Origin of the sequence: Azospirillum sp. (assembly GCF_035628975.1) — a bacterium.
Lineage (GTDB): Bacteria > Pseudomonadota > Alphaproteobacteria > Azospirillales > Azospirillaceae > Azospirillum.
In genome coordinates, this window is the sequence record NZ_DASPIS010000126.1 from 1 (window position 1) to 20,482 (window position 20,482).

A 20,482-nucleotide genomic window follows, 5' to 3' on the forward strand; every position below is an offset into this window, starting at 1 on the left:
GACGCTAAACCGAAGCAAACACGCTGGCATCCTCACGAAATCCATCACCCCATACCGAGACATCCGCGGGGTGGAGCAGCCCGGTAGCTCGTCAGGCTCATAACCTGAAGGCCGCAGGTTCAAATCCTGCCCCCGCAACCACTATTACCGAACGCACCTGTTCACGAAGGCCGGCCGCTCCCGCAGCGCTGGCCTTTGGTGCGTTTGGGACCAGGCCGAGACTGAGCAGCGCCACCAGATCACCCTCCAGCGTGATCTCGACCCCTCGGGCATCGGCTATGCCGAAGCGCACCGCCACCCGTTCGATCAGCGGGCGCAGGCGGTCGCGCGCTTCGATCCGGTGCTCCGGGTCCTCCAGCGTCGCCGCCAAATCGGCGATCCGCTCCCGGTACAGGGCAGCCAAGTTGTTGGGCAGTTCCACAAGCGGTGGGGGAGGGGAGGCCAGCGCCGCTTCCAGCGATTCGGCCTTCGCCTCCAACTCGACCATCAACCGGTGCAGGCGCTCGGTCAGCCGACCCTGGCGGGCGGTGGCATCCAGCCCATCGAGGTCCTGGCGCACCTTCTTCAATTCGGCTTCCAGCCGCCGCTGTTCAGCGGTCTGTCCCTGCCCATCCGTCCGAACCGCCTCCCGGAAGGCGGCGATGAAGGCCGCAACCATGTCGTCCTGCATCAGCCGATCGCGCAGGGTGTTCAGCACTGTGTCCTCCAGCACACTCCGTCGGACGCTGCCCTGATTGGTGCAGGAGGTGGGCGAGAGCTTGGCGGTGGCGCAGGCGAGATAATCACGGCCGGCGTTGCTGAGCGACGTGCCGCAGCCGGCGCAGACCGCGAGGCCGGTGAGCAGATGCTGGCGGCGGTGCTCCCACGGACGCACGTCGCGAATGGCGCTGGATGCTGCGCCGTTCCGGATGTCCTGCAGCCGCTGCTGGACCCGGTCCCACAGAGCCTGCGGGAGGATGGCCAAGTCCGGCCAGGGCACCCGCACCCAATCGGACTCGTCGTTGAGGTTGGCGACGCGCTTGGCATCGTCGGCCGGGTTGCGGCTGAAGCTCTGGCGGTTGAACACCAGCACGCCGGCGTAGAGCGCGTTGCGCAGAATGCCGCTCGCCCGCTCATAATGGCCGCGGATGGTGGTGTCGCGCCAGATGCCGCCGCGCGGGCCGGGAACGTGACGCTCGTTCAGGGCGCGGGCGATCTGCTTGGGGCTGCGGCCGCCGGCGAAAACGGTGAAGATCTCGCGGAACACCGCCGCCTGCTCCTCGACGATCTCCCAGTGCCGGTCGACCAACGTTCCGTCGTCCGCATAAACCTTGACCACCCGGTAACCGTAGGCGAGGCCGGTGATGATCTCGCCTCTCCGGACCTTATCGAGGATTGAGCGCCGGGTTTTGAATGAAACGGCCTCAAGGTAGAGGGCGTTGGAGATGCCGCTGACCGCGACGTGGATGTTGCTGACCTCGCCCTCGGCCAGGGTGACGAGACGGACGCCCCGGTGCTTGAGCCGCTTGAACAGGGCGTGGCTCTTTTCCGGGTCGCGGGTCAGGCGGTCGAGCGGCTCGGCGAAGACGATATCCGCCCCGCCGGCGTCAGCGGCGCGCAGCATGGCCTGATAGCCATCCCGCGCCTTGGTGGCCCCGCTGATCATCGCGTCGGTGAATTCGCCGGCTACCTCCCATCCCTTGGAGGCAGCGAAGTCGCGGCAGAGCGCCAATTGGGCGTCGATGGAGGAGGGGTCCTGCTTTTGGTCCGAGTAGCGGGCGTAGATCACCACCCGGTCACCGATGGTGCCGTTGGACTGGCCGGAACTCGGCTTGCGTCTCATGAAGGCGTGTCCTTTCCGGGGCGAGGGAGGTCAGGAGGGTGTCGCGGCGATGATGCCGATCATGATGGTCAGGCTGATCAGGGCGATCAGCACCAACACGCGGAGGTCGGTGACGCCGCGGGAAGAGTGCAGGAAGCGGCGGGCTTCGGTTCGGGCGATAAGGCGCACCAGGTCCAGCAGGGTTTCCTCCACGCGCTGAAGGCGGTGGTCCGGTTCCGACGGCTCGGCGGAGGCGGGGGTGGCGGGGTCGGCCTCGCGGCGGGACACGGGCATGGAAGCGCTCCTGCGATGGCGGATCGGAAACCAATCCGATCCGGCTGCAGGACAGCGTGCCGCACCCGCCCTCCTCATGGTCTCCGCGTTCGCCTCGGAGGAACGTCCGAACGCAATAAAGATGTTGACGCCGCTGAAAAGGCCGGTCGTTGGCGTGTTCGTTCCCCCTCACCAGCCGGGATCGTGCGACAACAGCATCATGATGCCGGCCCAGCCGGACTGTCCGGTCCGGGACGCAGCCGTTCATGAGGTCCGGTCGAGCCAGTCCAACTGGCCGGCGACTGCTTCGTCGTTCAGTCCAGCGGCGGCAAGCAGGCCGGCCAATCGCATGCGTCCGTGAGCACTATGGGTCAGCTCAAGGATCCGCCTGGCCTGCCGCTCAGCGGCCAACTGCGACAGGCTGATGTCCACCTCCCCGAACCCGGCGGCCGCGAGTGCTGTGCGAATGTCCTGGAATACAGCAGCGACATGGGGCGGATAGGTCAGAGGATCGGGGGCGGTGGTGCTGTAAGTGACGACGACCTTACCGAAGCGGATGATCCTCCAGGGCAGAATGCAGGGAAAGGGCGCGTCATCGATCCGAACCCACAAGCGGCCATCTTCGACATGCGGGCTGATAGCGACGACGAAACTCTGCGGGACGATGGCCTGGACGACGCGGAAAGCCGCTTCGCGATCCGCGGCGGTGTAACAGCGGGCCATTCTGGCGCCTCCCTATTTGACGCCACGCTCCCGGCGCAGCCAGCGAGGTGGAAGCAGGATCAAATACGTGCCGGGGCGAGAAATTGTCGCCGCCGTCGCAGGAATGAGCTTGGGTCCTGGCAGCCCGCAGGATCGGGATGTGGCATGGTTGGATGGTCCATCGTTTGGCTACCCCCTGTTCTATTCGTGTAGGCTGAGCGTGGCGGTCGATACTGTGACGGCTAGGCCCTCCTCGTCACGGTGGATCGCCTGCTGGACGTCGACCTTCATCGTCAGGCTGACGCTGCGGGCCACGGTCATCGCCCACTCGAGGAACTCCGTGGCATCCGCCAAGTGGCGGCGCATTCGCGTACACCGGTCGCATTGGGTCAGCAGCGGGTGCCATGGCCGCGGCGCGTCTCGCCGGGCCGCGACGATCAGGAGGTGGGCGCTATCGAGCGCCTCGGCGATCACTCCGAGGGCGCAACGGGTATCGTCATCACCGACCTGATCACGCCAAACCGCCAGGTCGGCGGTCACGACGGGGACAAGGTCGCAAGTCTCAGTGACCAGTTTTGCCCGGCGTGTGGGGTTCGTTTTGAAGAGCTGCGCCTCCAATGCATCGATGGTGCCAGGGTGGGGATCGGCGATTACCGCGGTTTTGCTCGGCGGGGTCGTGAGATCGGTCGATGTCATGAGAAACCTCTGGAGCTGGAATGGAATGGTATGGGAGGGGATAATGGGCCGGTGTTGGATGCCGGTGCCGACCAGCCGCAAGGTTCCGCCGACTGTGCGTCATGGCGGAGCAACATCGCGGTCCCGCACTTAGCCGTTGCAAGAACTGCCGAACTGGTCGCGTCGCGTGCGACGACCACCACATGGTTGGCTTCTATTGAGGGGTGCAGCCGCCGGTAATGGGGTTCGATCGAGCCAGTCAAGTTGTGCGGAGATAGCCTCTTCGTCCAACCCGGCTGCGCCAAGCAGCTTGGCCAGCGCCATCCGTCCGTGGGCGCTCTGGCTCAAAGCAAGGATTTGGGCAGCCTGCCGTTCCGCAGCGGCCTGAGACAGGCTGATGTCCGCCTCCCCGATCCCGGCGGCGGTGAGTGTCACGCGGATGCTCTGGATCACCGCGGCGACACGGGGCGGGTAAGTCAGAGTGTCGGGTCCGACGCTGTAGCTGAGGAAGGTTCCCCAGCGGATTATCCGCCGAGGCAAGAAGGCGGGGAAGGGCGCGTCATCGATCCTCATCCACAATTTGTCGCCCTCGACATGAGGGCCAATGCCGACAGTAAAGCCTTTCGGCACCGTGGCCAGTACGATGCGGAGGGCCATCTCCCTGTCGGCGGCGGTGTGGCTGCTGGCCATGGACCGGGCGCTCCCTCTTCTGTTGGTTTTGCGTCGCCCCCGGTTCGGCCAGCGGGGAGGCAGCAGCGTCAGATACGTGTCCGGGTCGAGATAGTGTGGCCGTCGCCGCATAATTGTGATGTGGCAGCGGCGGCACAGTGTGTAGCTTTCGGGATCGCCGGGCGGCCCGACAAGGAGCCAGTTGTCCAGACCGCTACGGTCCTGGTCGTGCCAGATGCCGCACCGAGCGCATCGACAAGAATCGGCGATCGATGGCACATGTTTCATCACGGATGGCTTCGTCCGGCTCGTCCTCATGGGCATTTTCCCCGCTCTTCGACGGCACAATCCATGCAAGTCAAAGAACCGAACTCTGGAAGCAAACGTGCGACCGCCATCGCCCTGTTGCTGACGCCGAGAGTCCGATAGACTGCAGTAAGATGTATCTTGACGGTTCCTTCGCTCATCCCAAGGGTGGCGCCGATGATCTTGTTGCTGTGGCCGCGCGCAAGTTCTGCGGCAACCTCCCGCTGTCTTGCCGTCAGAGTGAGAGCAGGGGCCGGTATGCTGTGAAATACCTTGATTTCATCTGGATTGATTGCCGCTGCTGCTGGCCAACAGCAGCAGTCGGCAAGAGCCAGCTGGATCATGCTGGCGCACAGTTCCGTCGTTTCCGCCCCGGTCAGCAGCCCGTGGGCACCGGCGGCTCGCAACTCCGCCAGTCTGCTGGGTCCGCACACCCCGGCAGCAAGGAGAACTCTGGCCTGTCTTCGCTCGACCAGCGCCGCCACCGGCTCGATGGTCAAGCCAGGCGTGCCGGTATGCACCACAAGGAGATCCGTTCGCGGTCCGGACATCGCCGCGTCGATGCTGCCGTGAGCTTCGATGGAGCCAATGGAATGGACTCGGCCGAGAAGGCTGACCAGGCCCCGCAGGGCAAACCGGTCGCCAGCGACAATGACCGCAGTCGTTGGCGTCGGCGATGCGCAATCCTGGGGAGCAAGTGGCGTTGTGTTGGCTGGGGTGGGGGGACTGAGATCTGTGTCGGGCATCGCTACCTCATTTCGAACGGGAATTGATTCAATGGCAGGTGTGGGAAGAGTGGAGCAGGTCAGTCGGCGCCGTGCGGCGCGTCATCCGCACCGTCGATCCGGGCGATCAGGTCGTGGGCTTGGTGGATCAGCCAGACCGGCGCGTAGCCGGGGTCATCGTCGGCGCGGTCGACAAGGGCCGCCGCTTGTGCCCGCGCGATGTCGACGTCTCCGGCCGCATGGTGGTGGAGTGCCGCACGCAACAGCAGGTCGGGGCGGCCGGTCGCGGCGCAGTCGCGCTCAGCACGTTCGGCGATCCGACGCAGTCGGGCAATGCGGGCCGTGGCGGGTTCTGCGGGCGGTTGCATGAATTTCATGGAATTGGTCCGGTATGATCGACGGGATGGCGTCCGGATGGACCGCGGCGCCGCATAGGGCGGCCGCGGTCCGGCCGGATGCCATCCTCGCTCCTCGGTAGTGGTCATCATCTCCGGTTCAGGAGGTCGGATGGACATTGGCGCTGTTTCCCACCAGTCCGCCCGCGTACACGCGGGTGGGTGGTCGTGGGGGCCGGCTCCCGCCGGTCGTGCGGCGGTTCAGCCGCCGATGGCGGCGACCATTCCGCGCAGGCGCTTCACCGGTTTCAGCAAGCCGTCGGTTCACACCAGTGGATCGGTTGCCACACCTTACGATCAGCCGTCCTCATGGAACGAAGCATCGACGGCCAGAAACGGACTGTCATCGTTGTCCAGCAGCAGGATCGGACCAACCGTCGCCTCCTATCGATCTCGGTCGCGTCCGCGCGGGTGACTGGGGGAACGGGTCCGCTCTGGCGGGTCCGAGGATGACGGACGATTCTTTGCCGCCGCGATCTGGTGTTCCTGGTCCAACGCAAGCACCGCCGCATGGGCATCGAGCAGATCGGGATCGATCCTGGCAAGGATCTCGACCACGAAGGCATCCACCAGTTCCGGCCCATCGGTGGCCGCCAAGGCAAGCCCGCGATCTTCCACCGCTTTGCGCACCAACGGCAACGACTGGATCACCGCGGCTGCCGAAGCATGCCTCAGGTTGTGGTCACGCCACTGCTCCAGGTGCTTGACGTACTGGCTGAAAATCCATGGGGGCTGGAACTTCGGTCCTAGGGCGGGAAGCGGTCGCGCCCGGGGTACAGGCGCGACGGCTGCAGGTCCGGTCATTCCCGCGCCTGGAGATGCGACAGGATTACGGTCAGGCTGGCGTTCTGCCTCTCCACGCCCGCGGCGAGCAGCATCAGCACGTCGCCGATCTGGTCCAGCCGCTGCAGGATCGCGTCGGCGGCGCTCTCCGGCCCGGGCGGCGTCGTCAGATGCTTGGTCAGGGCGGCAATCTGCTGCTCGATCCGCTCGCCGACGGTCGCCGGCTCCTGTCCAAGTTTCAGGTTCTGGTCCGACAGCGTGCTCATGATTGGTCTCCGTCTTTGGTATCGCCTGCGTCTGCTTGGCTTGCGCAAGCCAAGCCTCCACTTTCATCTGGGTGCGCGACGCCGGAGGCGCCGGCCTCTGAGGCTGGGCGTCCAGTGCTGCGTCCGCAGCCCGCATCGGCGGGCGTTTCGCACTCAGAAGGACATCACGCAGCCTCTCGATCGGATCGTGTTTCTGGACATCGGCCGGGTCGGCGGTGGAAGTCGGCAGCCCCCGACTGGAAACGGGGGGCAGAGGGGAGGTTGTATTGCCGACTTGCGGCGGATCCGATTCGAGTTCCTCATCGCCCAACCACGACGGAGTTTCCCACGCTGCGGCGCTCGGAATCGCTGTTGTCTCCGCGATCACCGGCGCCGGCTCGGTCGGCTCTGGCATGTCTATCGGCGGCGAGAGGAGGGGATTGTGGGGGCTTGGCTCATCGGGCCGGGCCGCGGCCGGTTCGAGTTCCGGCCGGCAGCCTTCGGGCCAGTTCGGGATGCCGGCGGCATTCAGCGCCTCGGTGGCGGCGGCAATCCAGTCGTCGCTGCCGAACAGTTCAACCGCCGGCCATTCGGCGGCTCGAACCATCGCAACGAAAGCGGCGACGGCGTGGCCGGTGACGGCGCCCGGCGAGTCGACAGTGATCAGGTCGCCGCTGTCCGTCAGGACTTCGTCCGAGGTGAGCGTCACCCGCAGCGGCTCTTCCGGCGATCGCGGCGTCCGGACATAATGAATCAGCTCGCCGATGGTGCGGTCGATCGGTTGGCCGTAATGCTCGTCGAGCATCGCGCATTTGTACCGGGCCTTGCGGCTCAGCGAAGGAGCAGACAGCGGAAGCGTTTCGAGCGGAGGCTGGGGGACCGCTTCGACGAAGCGCGCGCCGTTTCGCACGAGTACCGGTTCACGACGGGGCGGCTTGTCGCGGATGGGCTCATGCGGCGGAGTGGGGTCGGTCTGCGCCGGCTGTGGGGAAGGATCGGGAGTCGTGGTCACCGCCGGGTCCGCGTGGCGGTTTCGATACCGGATGCCGCGCAACGCCGCCTGCGCCGCCCGGTCCCCGGCCAACGCCCGTTCCTGCAGGAAATCGGTCCATCCGGTGCGCCGAAGGACGCCGAACCGGTTCCGCAGCGCTTGGCGTTCGCGCTGGAAGGTCGCGGTTAGGCCGGCGCGGTCCTCCGCGGCGACCGTCGCCAGCATCGCGGTCCAGGCCCGCCGCTTCACCAGCGACAGGTGGACGCCTTTGAGCGCGAGGCGGCGCTCGTTCTGGTCCGCCCGCAGGGCGGCTCGGCGGTCGCGTTCCGAAGCCCGCTGCGCCTCCCAGGACGCCCGGCGATCGCGCCGGAGCCGCTCCTCGCGGTCGGCCACGCTGGTCCGGTAGAGATCATACAGCGCCAAGCGCTCGTCCTTCCGCTCCTCGCGGCGTTGCTCACGCTGGGTGGCATCCCGCGTTCTGCGCTTCACGGGTGGAAGCGGCTGGTCCTGCTCAGGGGTGACATCGACAACCGATCGCGGTTCGTCGGGCGGGCGGTGAGCCGGTGTTGGATCCGGCGGTGCGTATGTCTCCCCCAGCCGCGCCTCGATCTTCGCCAGACCGCCAAGACCCATGTGGGAGAGCTTCGCGGCAGCGGTGGAATCGGCGAGGTCGACGATGACGTGGCCGCTGCCCTTGGGCCGGATGGCAATCCCTAGTTCCTGGAAGGCAGCATGCACCTCCGCCCAGTCCGCCGCGTCGCGCACGATGTCCGCCGGCTGCGTCGCTACCCAACTCTGGAAGCTCATCCTGCCGGTGGCGCGCTCGTACCGCAGCGCCCGATCGGACAGACGCGGCGGCGTGTCGGCGGCGCGGCGCCGGTCTTCGATGACCAGATGATCGCCGGTTATCACCACCACATACCGGCCCCGGTCGTGACTCCACTCCTGCACCAGCTCGACCTCACGGCAGGCATGGTCCAGCGTGCCCCAATCGCGGTGTGGATAATGAGCTCGTCCCGTTTCCGGATGGACCCGGCACATCAGGATGTGCGCGTGAACGGTCAGGGTGTTGCGGTGGACAGCCAACACCCACTGATGGTCATCAAAGCCGATGCGGCGCAGCAGATGCCGGGCCGCGTCTTCCACCTCGTCGTTGGTCGGGCTCTCGCCTTCCGGCCAGCTGATGACAAGATGATAGAGAGGATCGCGGCACCGCGGACAGGCGTCCGAGGTGAAGCGCATCTGCGCCGCAGCGATGTTCAAGCTCAGCACCTCGTGCAGAGCCAGGTGGGCGGCTTTTCCCGGTGCCGCGATGTAGGCGATGGCGGCGGCGAAGCTGGACAGCCCGTCGCGCCGCCGGTCGCAGACCTTAGCGATCATCCTCGCCCCCGACGTCGTCAACCTCGGCGTCATCAAAGCGGTCATCGTCCATGCTGTCGTTGCCGGTGGTGATCACCCGCAGGATGGTGCGCTCGATGTCGCGGAGGAGATCGGTGATCCTCGGCACGTGCATCGGCGGTGCCTTGCCGCGGATGTGGCGTTCACCGTACTTGCCCTTGCCGTCGGTCAGCCACCACTTGAGCAGGCCGCCCAGCCGGTTCAGGTCCGCCATCGCCTTACGGTCTGCGACGGACCGGACCTCCCGGCCCAGCGCAGCCTGCCGGATGAACTCCGACATCGTTACGTTCGCCTGCCGCGCCTTCCGCTCGATGAGGTCTCGTTCCTGCGGGGCCACACGCACTTTGACGTTGTTGCCCTTCAGGCACTTTTTGGATCCTGACCGTCCTGCCATGCCACCCTCCATCCTCGAGCCGGGGCTTGGCGCACGTTGCGCCTCCGGCGGTGCCGATGGGGTGTCGGGGGCGGAGCCCCTGACCAGGCTGCGGAAGGCTGGATCGCCAAGAAGCCGCCATGCGGCGCCGAGGCGATCCAGCCGGTGTCCCATCGCGCCTCCGGGCGCTGTGGGACATTCGCCTACCCTGTCCCCTCCGGCGGACCTCCAGGCCGCCCCACCGGGGACCTGGGAGAATCGAACGGAGCGCGCAACACGCCGCACGACCGCTGGAAGACATTTTTGCGTGCCGGTTCCGACGCGGTATCATGGTGGTGGGCATCCTCCGAGCAACGAGGATGCATGGACGAGGAGGGCACGCCATGCCCAAGACGCGCACCTACACCCCGGATTTCCTCAACGATCTGCGTCAGAAGCTGGAAACCGCCCCGGTTCCGGTCAAGGATCTGTCCACTCGGCAGTCCATCGATCTCTTGAAGGACGACCTGCTGGCAAAACGGAAGGCAGGCTGGACCTGGAAGGCGATGGCCGGTTGGCTGACGGAGCAGGGCCTGGTCATCGATGCCTCGGGTCTGAGCACCTACGTGCAGGATGGCCGCGGAACGAAGACCTGCAAAAGGGAGAAGACAAAGAGCACCAGGGCCGCCACGATGGCAATGCCCATCAAGAAGGTGCCGGGTACCAAGAGCGCGTCGCCCGCCGGAACGGCGGCGGAGAAGACCAGCACCGCTACCAGGCGCACGCGGAAGCCGACGGACAACAAGGAGCAGAAGCAGTTTGGCTTCGTGAATGCGGACAAGAGTCTGCAGGGCTGAGCGGGCGCGCCACGAAGCCACGGCTCCGGTCAGCAAAAAGAACGGGGTGGGCACCGTGACCGGTGCCCACCCCGTTCCATTATCTCCGACAAAGCCGGGCCTTCTGCGTTTGAACCGCTCCGGATTTTTTGGAGCGGTTCACCGTCCACCACTTCACCCCACTTTAAAATGCCAAACGTGTATCCAGCATCAAGATATGTGCCCTGTCAGTCAGATCGGCTCCACCAGACGCCCCGCCGGACAGGGTCGAACGCACGTAATCATACTCCAGCCCGGTGGTCAGGCCGGGCGCAACGGTCCAGGTGACGCCACCTTGCCAGATGTCGGCCTTGGCCGGTGTCGTCATGGTCGCTGCGTCATTGCCGAGTGCCCGCATGTAGTTGGCGGCGAACAGCAGTGATCCGCTGACATACTGGGCGCCGACGATCAGGTTCTGCTGGTCGCGTGACCGGGCGATGCCCTTGGCATAGCCGCTGTCGCCGCTGAAGGCATAGCTGACGCCGACCTTCGCCGGCCCATAGCCGATATTGGCGCCGACATGGACGGAACTCAGATCCTCGAAGGACTGGTCGAGGACGCCGTCGCTCTGCCGCACCGCCTTGCCGGTCTGGTAGAAGGCGCTGGCCTCCACCGTGACGTCTCCGAAAGCGCTCTGGAATGCGGCGCCGGCTTCGACGATGTCGCGGAACGACAGGGCATCGCCCAGGGTATCGACCTTGCGGCGGTCGACCGAGCTGTTGGAATCGCCGAGGCGCGGCGTGTAGGACACCGCCACCTGCAGCCCGCCGAAGCTCGGGCTAATGTAGATGAGCTTGCTTCCAGTGTCGTAGGACACCAGCGTCCGCAGGCTGGTCGCCGCCAGCGGCAGGGCCGCGAAGGTGGAGGAGCCATAGAGGAACAGCACGCCGTTGCTGTCCGGGCTGCCGGCGATGCCCTCGGTGTTGGGGCCGATGATGCCGTATTCGTCCGACAGCCCGTTGATGACGCCCGCCTGCAGCGTGCCGAAGGAACCGTTCGCGTAGATGAAGGCGCGGTCATTCTCGACCGTCCGGCTCGATACCGACGGATCCCCGTTTCCGGCGACCAGACGCAGCCGGGCGCCGTAGGTCAGGCCGTTGTCGGCGGTCGCGGACGGGGTGACGGTCAGGCGCAGGCGGTTGGCGAACTCGGTGGAGCGCAGTCCGCTGTCCTGCTTCTGGCTGACATAGGCGCCCTGGAAATAGGCGTCACCGCCGATGGTCAGGTCGAATCCCTGCTCGGCAAGGGCCGGCGCTGTGTGAAGCGCGACGAAGGCGGTGCCGGTCAGGGCTGCGGTGCGAAGCACGCAAAGCGAGGGTGTCAGGCGCATGGGGATGGTCATTCCGGGATTGGACGGCGGGGGAGCGGTATGCGGGGAGGCGCGGGAGACGTCGGGCAGCGAGGTCAGGCGGCTTGCGCGGCCGGGAACCAGCGCCGGCCGAAGGCGGTGAGGTTGTCGTCGGTCAGGCGGGCGAGGCAGAGGATCTCCACGCTGTCGGCCCAGCGTGGATTCAGGCGCTGGAACTGGGCCACGGCGGGGCTGTCGAGCTTGGCCTCGCTGATGGCGCGGGCCTCCTCCGTCAGGCCGTAGCCCTGCCATTTCCAGTCCACGGTGCCCGTCGAGGCGTCGTAATACTGGGCGAAGCATTCACGCCCGATATGGTCGCGCAACGCCCGGTCCAATTCGTCGAGCGTTTGGTCCGCATGGGGCGTGTGGCGGATGAACAGCATCGGCATATAGCGGTAGGACCGGTATCCGACCGCGCTGTAGCTCCAGCACCAGAGCCGCCCCGACCGGTCGGAGCGGGCGCGGGCGACCATTTCGGTGAGCATCGCGCGCACCAGCCCGTTGGACCCCCAGAAGCGGCGTTCCAGGATGCAATGGGCGGTGTGGAAGGCCCCGACCGGCGTGCCGCCGATTTCCGTCTCCTGGCGGTAGACGGTGGCGAAGCCGACCAGTTCGCCGGTGTCGGGATCCTCCTGCAGGACGCAATGGTCGAGGCCGCCCAGTTCCTCGTTGAAGTACTCCTCGCCATAGCCCTCGAACCAGACGCTGAGCAGGGCGAACATCGCCGACCGCCGTTCGGGCGTCAGGGCGGCGGGTTCGACGATGCTGGTCCGCAAGGGATGATGGGACGCGCGCGGCGTCATGCCGTTCCTCCGGACAGGTAGAGTGCCGCGCCCGCATCGCGGACATCGGCGCAGATGTCCTCGTAGTTGCAGGTGATCTCCTCGCCGGCGGCGATGGCGCGGCGGGTGACGAACATCCGCCAGTCGCCGGCGTCGGCCCGGCCGATCGATGCGTCGTCGGCATGGTTGAGGAAGCGGGCATCGTCCCCCGGCAGAAGGACGCCGACCCGGTCGATCACGCAGCCATGGAAATCCACCAGCCGGGAAAGCTGGGGGAATTCGTCCAGCAGGGCATCGTCGGGCGCGAAGAGGCGGTCGACGCGGGCGTCGAACCGCCACACCGGCGTGCCGGCCGCGACCGGCTCCTCGGCGAAGAGACCCAGCCCGTGGATCGGGCTGGATGCGAGGCGGGTGGGGATGAGGAGCGGCATGGCGTTTCTTGATCCGGGTGACCCGTTGCTGCGTCAGGCGGCGGCGGTTGCGGGAGCCAGCGACTCGTCGAACTCGAAGCTGGCGGCGTCGTCGACGAACTGCTCCTCGATGGTCGTGCGCGGCTGTTGCAGGCAGACCCCGATGTAGTCGGCGAAGCGCGGCGGCGGAGCGAAGCCTTCCGACAGCAGGCGGCTGTTGTCGAAGGCGATGTCCTGGGCGGTGAAGCGGTGGTACTTGCGCCCGCCAGCGGCCATCGTCCGGTGCAGGATGTCGCGCTGCGGGAAGGCGAGGCGATAGGCGCGGTCGAACGGCTTCCACCCCTCCGGACCCTTCGGATCGAAGAAGCTGTAGGGGCGGGTGCCCTCATGGCCATGGCTGGCGAACGCCTCCTGGAAATCGACCCAGGTGGTGCGGCTGCCGAGACCGGCGGAGATGTGGTAGAGGCTGTGCTTCAGGTCCGGCTTGCGCAGCAGGTCGTGGAGACGGGCAGACGCCCAGTCCACCGGCACGATGTCGATGAAGCCGTCCGGCGAGCAGGGCAGGATGCCGGTGCGGTCGACCAGACGGAAGAACCAGAAGATGCTGGCGCTGGGGCGGACGCCCAACTGGGTGTGGCCGACCACGATCGACGGACGGCAGACGACGATCGGCAGGTCGGGGAAGCCGGCGGCGAGAGCGCGCTCGGCCGCCGCCTTGCTGCGGGTGTACTCGACGATGTGCGGCGTCTCGTGGCCGGGGGCCGGGGCCTCGCTCACCATTTCCAGCCACGGCGTCTCGCCGCAGCAGAAGGCGGTGCCGATGTGCAGGAAGCGCTGGAGATGCTTCATCCGGCGGGCGCGGGCGGCCAGCGCCAGCGTGCCATCGACGTTGATCTGCCAGACCGAATGGCGGCTGTCGAAGGAGGTGTCGGCGGCGACATGGACGATGTGGGTCACCGCGTCCAGCCGCGGGTCGGCGCTGGTCGCCAGCGACTGCAGGTCGCCCGGCAGGATCTGGCACAGGCCGGCATAGGCCTCGGCGGTGGCGCGGTCGACGCACCGGGCGAGGTTGGCGGAGAGGCGGGCGCGGCAGGCGGCCTCGTCGGCGCCGCGGATCAGCAGCAGGCAGTCGGCCGCGGTCCCGTTCCGCACGGCGTCGAGGTAGAAGGAGCCGCCGAGGAAGCCTGTGCCGCCGGTGAGAAGGATCATGGTGTGCCTCTGTCTCGCGTCTGGATGATGGGGGGCAGGGGAGGAAGGAAGAAAGTGGACCGGCCTCAGGGAGAGGCGGGGAGCAGGTCGGGGGCAGGAATGCCGCCCGGGGGAACGGTGGTGACCAGCCGGCGGATGCCGCCGCGGTCGACCTGGAGCTGCACGTCGGCCGCGTCGAAATAGGCGTCGTCATGGGTCACCGCGATCACGGTGATGCCGCGCGCCTTCAGCCACGGGATGATCTCGCGGTAGAACTTGCGCCGGAAATAGGGGGACTGGTCGGCCGCCCATTCGTCCAGCACCAGCACTGGCTTGCGTTCCAGCAGGGCGGCGATCAGGGCGAGCCGCTTCTTCTGGCCCTGCGACAGATCGACGGTGGTGAAGGCGCGGCTGTCGACCGCGACCTTGTCCGACATCTCCAGCAGGTCGAGAAGCTCTTCGGCATAGCCGTCGTCGAGAGCCGTCGCACCATAAAGTTGGCGGGTCACATGATTGTCCGAGAAGACCACGGCGAAGCGGTCGCGGTGGGCGGCGAGGCTGTCCGGTCCGACGGTCACGCCGTCGACCGACAGGCTGCCGCGCTGGACCGGATAGAGGCCCAGCAACATGTGGATCAGCGTGCTCTTGCCGGCGCCGTTGTGACCGGTGATGAAGACGACGCTGCCGCGTTCGATCGTCATGTCCACCGGGCCGACGGTGAAGGACCCCGAACCGTCGCGGCCGGCATGGCGGAAGGTGGCGCCTTCCAGCGCGATGGTGGCGAAGGCGTCGTCCTTTCCGCTGCTGCGGCCTGGAGCCACCGCCTGCGGTGCCGCCTTCAGCTCCGCCTCAACCGCGAGGTAGGAGCGGGCTGCCGTCTCCGCGGCGATATAGGACGGGTAGGAGGCGACGATGGTGATGACCGGATAGGCGATGAAGGCGGCGGCATGGCCGGAGAGGATGACGGTGGCGATGTCGGTGTCGGTCACCGCCGGCAGCAGGAAGATGATCCCGGCCAGCGCCGCGTAGTAGGTCAGCTCGCTGATGGTGAAGTAGTGGCTGTACTCCGCCCCGAAGCGGTGGCGTTCCTTGCGCAGGGCCTCAGCGCAGGCGGTCGCGTCAGCCAGCGCGTTGGCGGCGCGGCGGCGGTTCAGCTTGCATTCGCGCAAGGTCTGCAGGATGTGGTCCGACCGCTCCGACAGGGCGCCTTCGGCCTCGTGGATCGTCTCCGACATCAGCTCCAGCCGGATGACGGAGCGTCCGATCAGAATGCCGCCGACGACCAGGAAGCCAAGCACGATCAGGACCGCCGCACCAGACAGTGTGGCGAGGTACAGCAGGCACAGCAGGATGGCGGCGACCGACTGGAAGCTGATGACCAGCGTCGGCACCGCCTGGGCCAGCAGTTGCAGCTCCGGCCCCGCCACCTGGGCGAGCCTGGAGGAACCGATGGCCATCGCGTCCGGCAGGTCGGCGGCCACCGCCCGGCGCAGCAGGTCGACGCGCAGGACGGCAAGGGCCGCCTGCATGCGCTTGGATGCCGCGTTCATCATCCAACCCTGGGCGATCCGCCACAGGAAGGCGGACAGCAGGAAGACGATCAGCAGACGCTGCAGCCCCTCCGGATCGTCCAGCGCCAGAAGCGCGTCGTTCAGAGAGGTCAGCAGGGCGAGGTTGAGTGCTGCGGCCAGCACCGCCAGCAGCATCAGCGGCTGGATGTTGCGCAGGGCGTCGCGTCTCAGGATACGCCAGAGATCCATCGCCGCCTCACTTCGACTGGATCATGTCGAGGAGCTTGGACGGCGACACCTTCGACAGGATCGGTGCCGATGCCGCGGTCTTGGAGCCCTCCTTCGCCGGCTCCGGCTTGGTGCCGGGCGCGGGCGACGTCGGGTGTCCGGCCGTGCCGGAGCCGGCGGCCGTGCCGGGGACGGGTTCGGTGCTGCCGGTGTTCAGGCTCGGCATCTGGCCGATGGGAGTCTGGCCCGGCGATCCCTCGCCGGTCAGGGACGGCAGCTGCGAGACCGGCGGCACTGCGGCGCTGGTGGGCACCGACGTCAACTTGGCGTTGGGACCCGCGGGCAGGGCACCCGGCGTGGCCGTGGGGGTGCCCGGGGTGGCGGTCCCCGGTGCCGGCAGGCCGGAAGCCGCGTCCAGGATCAGCGGAAGCCCGCCGCTGGCGGCGTTGCCGATCACGACGATCTTGGCGTTGGGCGAATGGGCCAACTCCAGCGTTGCCTCGATGCCGCGCCAGCGCAGGTAATTCTCGGTCAGGTTGGCCTGCACGGTTTCCTGGAAGGCACGGATGCCCTGGCCTTCCAGCTGCTTGCGCTGGCTTTCGAACAGCTCGCGCTGCAGGCGGAACTGGTATTCCTGCGCCGCCTGGTCCTGCTGGATCTTGCGTTCGATCGACGCCATGATCGCTTCGGGCAGGGAGACGTTGCGGATCAGAATGTCCTGGATCAGCAGGTAACCGGTCTTGGTCCGCCCGTCCGGCTTCGGCACGTCCTCCGCACCGATCAGCTGCGCGTACATCACCCGGTCGGCGACCTGCTCGTAGGTTTCCGTCTGCACCCGCAGGCGGCGGTGGGCATAGAGCTCGTCCGCCTTGAAGCGCGACACGATCTCGCGCGAGACGGATCCCACCTCGGGCACCAGCAGCACTTCCAGATAGCGCGGTCCGACATTCTTGTGCAGGGCGGCCAGCATCTCCGCATAGGGGCGGTAGCGCACCGTGATCTCGATGCTGACGTTCAGGCCGTCGTTGGCGATGGCCGAGTAGGAGCGGGTGTCCTCCTGCAGGCGCAGGTCGTAGACCTCGATCTTGTCCCAGGGGAAGATGACGTGCACGCCTTCCGGCAGGGCCGGCGCCATCTGGGTGCCCTGGTGGAAGCGCTTCCACAGCACGCCGCCATGGCCCGCCGGGATGAAGACGACGATGGAGGGGGCGAAATAGAGGAAGATCAGAACCCCGACCAGCAGCGTGCACAGCAGGGACCGGCGGTGTTCGTCGTACCAGTGGGCCAGCAGCGCGCGCAGGCGCGACTTCGGCTTCGGCAGCGCATCGGCGTCGTCGATGGTGAAGGCCTGGTCAGCCATATCACGCGGTCTCCTGCAAGCAAGCCATGGCTGGGCCGGACGCGGCCGTCATGGCCGGCATGTCCGTCTGCCCATTGTTCATTTGGCCGTTGTTCATCTGGCCGCCGGTCATGCGGCCGTTTGTCATTCGAATGGTGATGTCGCAGACCGACGAGACGTCGCCGTCATGCGACACGAAGATCACGGTGCGGCCGAGCGCGCGCAGCTTGCCGATGATCTCTTTGGTGAAGCGGGTGCGGAATTCGGCGTCCTGGTCGGACGTCCATTCGTCGAGGATGACGACCGGCCGGCCTTCGGCCACCGCGACCGCAAGCGCGACGCGCCGGCGCTGTCCCTTCGACAGGTCGCGGTTCACCAGCCCGTCGCCGGTGTCCGGCACCAGATGGTCGATCTTCAGATAGGCCAGCATCTCGCGGAACAGATCGGCGTCGAAGCCGGGACCCTGCGGCAGGCGGGTGAACAGGTGGTGGTCCTGGAACACGGCGCAGAACAGGTCGCGGTAGGCTTCCAGCCTGTCGGCCTCCACCGGCTGCCCGTCGAGCAGCACCTGCCCCTCGTCGGGACGGAACAGCAGCGGGATGACGCGCAGCAGGGTGGACTTGCCGGACCCGTTGGAGCCGACGATGCCGACGACGCTGCCGGCCGGGATGGTCAGGTCGACCGGGCCGATCACGAAGGGCTCCGGCCGCATCCCGGCGCGGTAGGCGAAGCTGACGCCGCGCAGCTCGATGGCCGAGAAGCGGCGCGGCGCGCGGGCCGTGCGGGAGGGTTCGTATTCCGTCGCCGGCATGGTGCGGAGAAGCGTGCTCAGCTGTGCCGCCGCATCCTCGGCCGCCACATAGTCGGGAACGGCGTTGAGGAACTTCGACAGCGGACGGGCCAGGAACAGGATGACCGAAGTGACCAGCGGCAGTTCGGACACCGACATCGCGCCCATGCGGGGGAAGATGAAGACGAAGACCGCCGAGAAGCCGATGATGATCGTCGCGATCCAGGAGAACAGCTCCCCCAGATTGCGGCCGTGGCGGCGCTTCAGCTCCTCCCAACGGGCGATGTCGGCTTCCACCGCCTGGGTCAGCTCGTCGCGCCGCGCCTTGCCCAGCTTGACCTCGGCATTGCCGCCGACCATCTCGGAGAAGCCCTGGAGCATCCGAACCTCGGAGTCCTTGGCTTCACCAAGCAAGGCGCGGGTCCGCTGCGCCTCGCGCACGTACCAGCCGCCGACCAGGAGCGCGGCGACCAGCAGCAGCGTCGCCCCCACCGTCGACAGCGTCCACAGGTAGAGGTAGGCGACGGCGGCCACCAGCATCATGTTGGCGGCGATAGACAGGTTGGGCAGCAACGCCGCGATGCGTTCCAGATGGTGGTTGCCGAGATCGAAGGACCGCTTGGCCTGCAGATCCAGGATGTCGGCATGGCCGCCCAGCGTGACGTGGCGCAGGAATTGCCGCCGCACCTCGGCCAGCGCACTGAAGGCGGTGGTCAGGGCCAGCGAGACGAAGCGCTTGCTGAAGGCGTAGGAGACCAGCAGCGACAGGCAGAACACCAGGAAGGGGGTGTCCAGCACCTCGCCGCGCATCCAGCCGCTCAACTCGGCGCTGAGGCTCATCAGGCTGATCAGGTTGGCGGTGGCGGCGACGCAGCCGGTGACGACCAGCCGCGTCAGGATGCTGCGGTCGGCAAGGCCGATCAGCGGCAGCAGCGACGAGGGCGGTTTGCTGGGGGGCCGGCTTGGGGGAATGCGCTTGCTCATCGTCCGTTCACTCCGCCAGCCAGCCGTCGAGGATGCGGGTGATGGTCCCGTTGTCGCGCAGCTTGACGAAGGCGGCCTGCAGGCGCTCCGCCTTCTCCTTGCGCGCCTTGGGCATGGCGATGTAGCGGGGGATCAGGCCGACCGGCTTGGCCAGCACGCGCACGTCCTTCAGCCGGCCGTCCTGCTTGGCCATATGGTTCAGCACATGCAGGTCGCCGACGATGACATCCACCCGGCCCAGGATCAGGCGGCGGAAATTGACGACGTTGCTGCTGGACGCGACCTTTTCCAGATAGGTGGCGGCATCGAAGTCGGGCGCATAGGAGAAGCCGTCGACCACGCCGATGCGGTGGGAGGTCAGATCCTCCAGCCGGTCGAAGGTGATGGTGGAGTCCTTGCGCACCATGAACACCGTCGTGCCGGTGCGGAACGGCCCGATCATGTTGTATTGCGCGAAGCGCGCCGGCGAGGCGATGAACTGGAAGCCGACATCGACCTTGTTCTCGTCCATCGACTGGACGACCTCCGACCAGGAGAGCGGCCGATGGACCGGGGTGACGTTCAGTTCCTTCAGCAGCGCATTGACGATCTGGGTGTCGATGCCGGTGCGGTTGCCGTTGAAGGAGTAGTTGTAGGGCGGGAAATGGTCTTCCGACGCTATGGTCCAGTATTCAGCGCGTGCCGGAAAGGAAGCGGCAAGCAGCGCCGACACGGCCAGCAGCAACGGCAATGCCAACCGGCGGAGAGCCCGGCGGATGGTCGCGGCGGGAAGGGGCATGGTCATGGCTGCGGTCACGCCTTGGCCGGCTTCTTGCGGCGGGTGGTCAGCAGGATCATGACGAGAAGGGCGCCGGGCGGTGTCAGGACCACCGCCAGGAAGGCGTAAAGCAGGAATCCGCCGCGGCGGCCGATCCCCAGAAACCCGACCAGCAGGCAGAGACCGATATAGATCAGCTCGAACACGGCGATGTTTCCTTCTTTGCCCGGCGTCCCGTCGATCAGGCGTTAGCCGGCCTTCTGGACCGGCTGCTCGTCCATCTGCGGCGCCGCGGCCGGAGCATCGGCGGCAGCCTCGCCCTTGGCGGCCTCGAACTCCTTGCGGAAGTAGTCGCGCATCGTCTCGACATCGAAGTCCAGCAGCGTGCCGCCGGTCTCGAAGTGCTGGGCGAACACGCGGCCGAGCGCCTGGGTGGCGGCCAGCGACAGCGCCGGCATCACCGCCACACCGAGGGCGGTGCCGATGAAGGGGACGGCCTTGACGGCGGAGCCCAGCACGCTGGAGCTGAGAGCCCCCGGCATGACGCCGCCCAGCAGGGCGCCGACGATGGCGCGGGTCCGCTCCTGGGCGAACTCGACCTCGTACAGCTTGGCGAGCTTGTGGACCAGGTTGAGCTGGGCCGCGCTGACCGCGGCGACGTCGGCGCCGGGAACGGGAATCAGCCCGAAGGCGCCCGAGGCGTAGCTGTGGTACTTGATCAGGTCCTGGGCGCGCTTCTTACGGTCTACCATGATCCGAAGCCTTTCTCGGGTCGGGAAGAGTTGCGTGACGATAGAAATTTCGATGCAGAGCACACGTTGTCGTGAGTTCCGCGTTGTCCGGCCGAGCTTTCTGGAAGAAAGCGAAGGCTGACCGTCAATTGCGTTCCGGCGATTGACAAACGAATAGCCATTGCCGCCAAAAGCAGCCGTTAAATTAGAGAATTTTCATTGAA

At 66.8% G+C, this 20,482-nt stretch carries 20 protein-coding genes and 1 tRNA gene; 2 read left to right on the forward strand and 19 right to left on the reverse strand.

Annotation, left to right across the window (positions count from 1 at the left end):
- The first annotated feature begins 64 nt into the window (after window positions 1–64).
- Window positions 65–141 (forward strand) — tRNA-Met (locus VD964_RS26720).
- Here the strand turns inward: VD964_RS26720 and VD964_RS26725 are convergent.
- The 9 genes from VD964_RS26725 to VD964_RS26765 form a co-directional block, all read right to left on the reverse strand.
- Window positions 98–1,822 (reverse strand): recombinase family protein, encoded by a 1,725-nt coding sequence (locus VD964_RS26725; RefSeq protein ID WP_324871539.1) that lies wholly within the window; start codon window positions 1,820–1,822, stop codon window positions 98–100. The genes VD964_RS26720 and VD964_RS26725 overlap by 44 nt on opposite strands.
- A gap of 30 nt (window positions 1,823–1,852) precedes the next feature.
- Window positions 1,853–2,095, reverse strand: a complete 243-nt coding sequence (locus VD964_RS26730; RefSeq protein ID WP_324871496.1) for a hypothetical protein — start codon at window positions 2,093–2,095, stop codon at window positions 1,853–1,855.
- A 243-nt stretch (window positions 2,096–2,338) separates the two neighbouring features.
- Window positions 2,339–2,797 (reverse strand): hypothetical protein, encoded by a 459-nt coding sequence (locus VD964_RS26735; RefSeq protein ID WP_324871497.1) that lies wholly within the window; start codon window positions 2,795–2,797, stop codon window positions 2,339–2,341.
- Between the two features lie 180 nt (window positions 2,798–2,977).
- Window positions 2,978–3,472, reverse strand: a complete 495-nt coding sequence (locus tag VD964_RS26740; protein WP_324871498.1) for a hypothetical protein — start codon at window positions 3,470–3,472, stop codon at window positions 2,978–2,980.
- Window positions 3,473–3,601: 129 nt separating this feature from the next.
- On the reverse strand, window positions 3,602–4,141 hold the full coding sequence (locus tag VD964_RS26745; protein WP_324871499.1) for a hypothetical protein: 540 nt from the start codon (window positions 4,139–4,141) through the stop codon (window positions 3,602–3,604).
- 293 nt (window positions 4,142–4,434) lie between these two features.
- Window positions 4,435–5,172, reverse strand: coding sequence for a response regulator transcription factor (locus tag VD964_RS26750; RefSeq protein WP_324871500.1), 738 nt, complete (start codon window positions 5,170–5,172; stop codon window positions 4,435–4,437).
- 59 nt (window positions 5,173–5,231) lie between these two features.
- Complete coding sequence (locus VD964_RS26755; RefSeq protein WP_324871501.1) at window positions 5,232–5,528, reverse strand: hypothetical protein; 297 nt, start codon at window positions 5,526–5,528, stop codon at window positions 5,232–5,234.
- Window positions 5,529–5,930: 402 nt separating this feature from the next.
- Complete coding sequence (gene traI, locus VD964_RS26760) at window positions 5,931–8,945, reverse strand: TraI/MobA(P) family conjugative relaxase (protein ID WP_324871502.1); 3,015 nt, start codon at window positions 8,943–8,945, stop codon at window positions 5,931–5,933.
- The gene (locus VD964_RS26765) at window positions 8,935–9,510 is read right to left on the reverse strand and encodes a plasmid mobilization protein (RefSeq protein WP_324871503.1); all 576 of its coding nucleotides are present in this window, start codon (window positions 9,508–9,510) and stop codon (window positions 8,935–8,937) included. Before VD964_RS26765 ends, traI begins: the two co-directional genes overlap by 11 nt.
- Before the next feature lie 209 nt (window positions 9,511–9,719).
- On the opposite strand from VD964_RS26765, the gene VD964_RS26770 reads away from it, so the two are divergent.
- A complete protein-coding gene (locus tag VD964_RS26770) occupies window positions 9,720–10,172 on the forward strand; it encodes a hypothetical protein (protein WP_324871504.1) in 453 nt (150 codons plus the stop codon).
- A 163-nt stretch (window positions 10,173–10,335) separates the two neighbouring features.
- Here the strand turns inward: VD964_RS26770 and VD964_RS26775 are convergent, their stop codons facing one another.
- The 10 genes from VD964_RS26775 to VD964_RS26820 form a co-directional block, all read right to left on the reverse strand.
- Window positions 10,336–11,520, reverse strand: a complete 1,185-nt coding sequence (locus VD964_RS26775) for a porin (RefSeq protein WP_324871505.1) — start codon at window positions 11,518–11,520, stop codon at window positions 10,336–10,338.
- A 74-nt stretch (window positions 11,521–11,594) separates the two neighbouring features.
- Complete coding sequence (locus VD964_RS26780) at window positions 11,595–12,341, reverse strand: hypothetical protein (RefSeq protein ID WP_324871506.1); 747 nt, start codon at window positions 12,339–12,341, stop codon at window positions 11,595–11,597.
- Window positions 12,338–12,751 carry an SET domain-containing protein gene (locus VD964_RS26785; RefSeq protein WP_324871507.1) on the reverse strand — a complete coding sequence of 138 codons (414 nt, stop codon included), beginning with the start codon at window positions 12,749–12,751 and terminating at the stop codon, window positions 12,338–12,340. The genes VD964_RS26780 and VD964_RS26785 overlap by 4 nt, the downstream gene beginning before the upstream one ends.
- Window positions 12,752–12,784: 33 nt before the next feature.
- On the reverse strand, window positions 12,785–13,939 hold the full coding sequence (locus VD964_RS26790; RefSeq protein WP_324871508.1) for an SDR family oxidoreductase: 1,155 nt from the start codon (window positions 13,937–13,939) through the stop codon (window positions 12,785–12,787).
- A 65-nt stretch (window positions 13,940–14,004) separates the two neighbouring features.
- A complete protein-coding gene (locus VD964_RS26795; protein WP_324871509.1) occupies window positions 14,005–15,678 on the reverse strand; it encodes an ATP-binding cassette domain-containing protein in 1,674 nt (557 codons plus the stop codon).
- A gap of 7 nt (window positions 15,679–15,685) precedes the next feature.
- A complete protein-coding gene (locus tag VD964_RS26800) occupies window positions 15,686–17,017 on the reverse strand; it encodes a prohibitin family protein (protein ID WP_324871510.1) in 1,332 nt (443 codons plus the stop codon).
- A 1-nt stretch (window position 17,018) separates the two neighbouring features.
- Window positions 17,019–18,770 carry an ATP-binding cassette domain-containing protein gene (locus VD964_RS26805; RefSeq protein WP_324871511.1) on the reverse strand — a complete coding sequence of 584 codons (1,752 nt, stop codon included), beginning with the start codon at window positions 18,768–18,770 and terminating at the stop codon, window positions 17,019–17,021.
- 7 nt (window positions 18,771–18,777) lie between these two features.
- Window positions 18,778–19,554, reverse strand: a complete 777-nt coding sequence (locus VD964_RS26810) for a transporter substrate-binding domain-containing protein (RefSeq protein ID WP_324871512.1) — start codon at window positions 19,552–19,554, stop codon at window positions 18,778–18,780.
- Window positions 19,555–19,562: 8 nt separating this feature from the next.
- The gene (locus VD964_RS26815; protein WP_167393271.1) at window positions 19,563–19,733 is read right to left on the reverse strand and encodes a hypothetical protein; all 171 of its coding nucleotides are present in this window, start codon (window positions 19,731–19,733) and stop codon (window positions 19,563–19,565) included.
- 42 nt (window positions 19,734–19,775) lie between these two features.
- On the reverse strand, window positions 19,776–20,279 hold the full coding sequence (locus VD964_RS26820) for a YcjF family protein (protein WP_324871513.1): 504 nt from the start codon (window positions 20,277–20,279) through the stop codon (window positions 19,776–19,778).
- Window positions 20,280–20,482 lie beyond the last annotated feature (203 nt).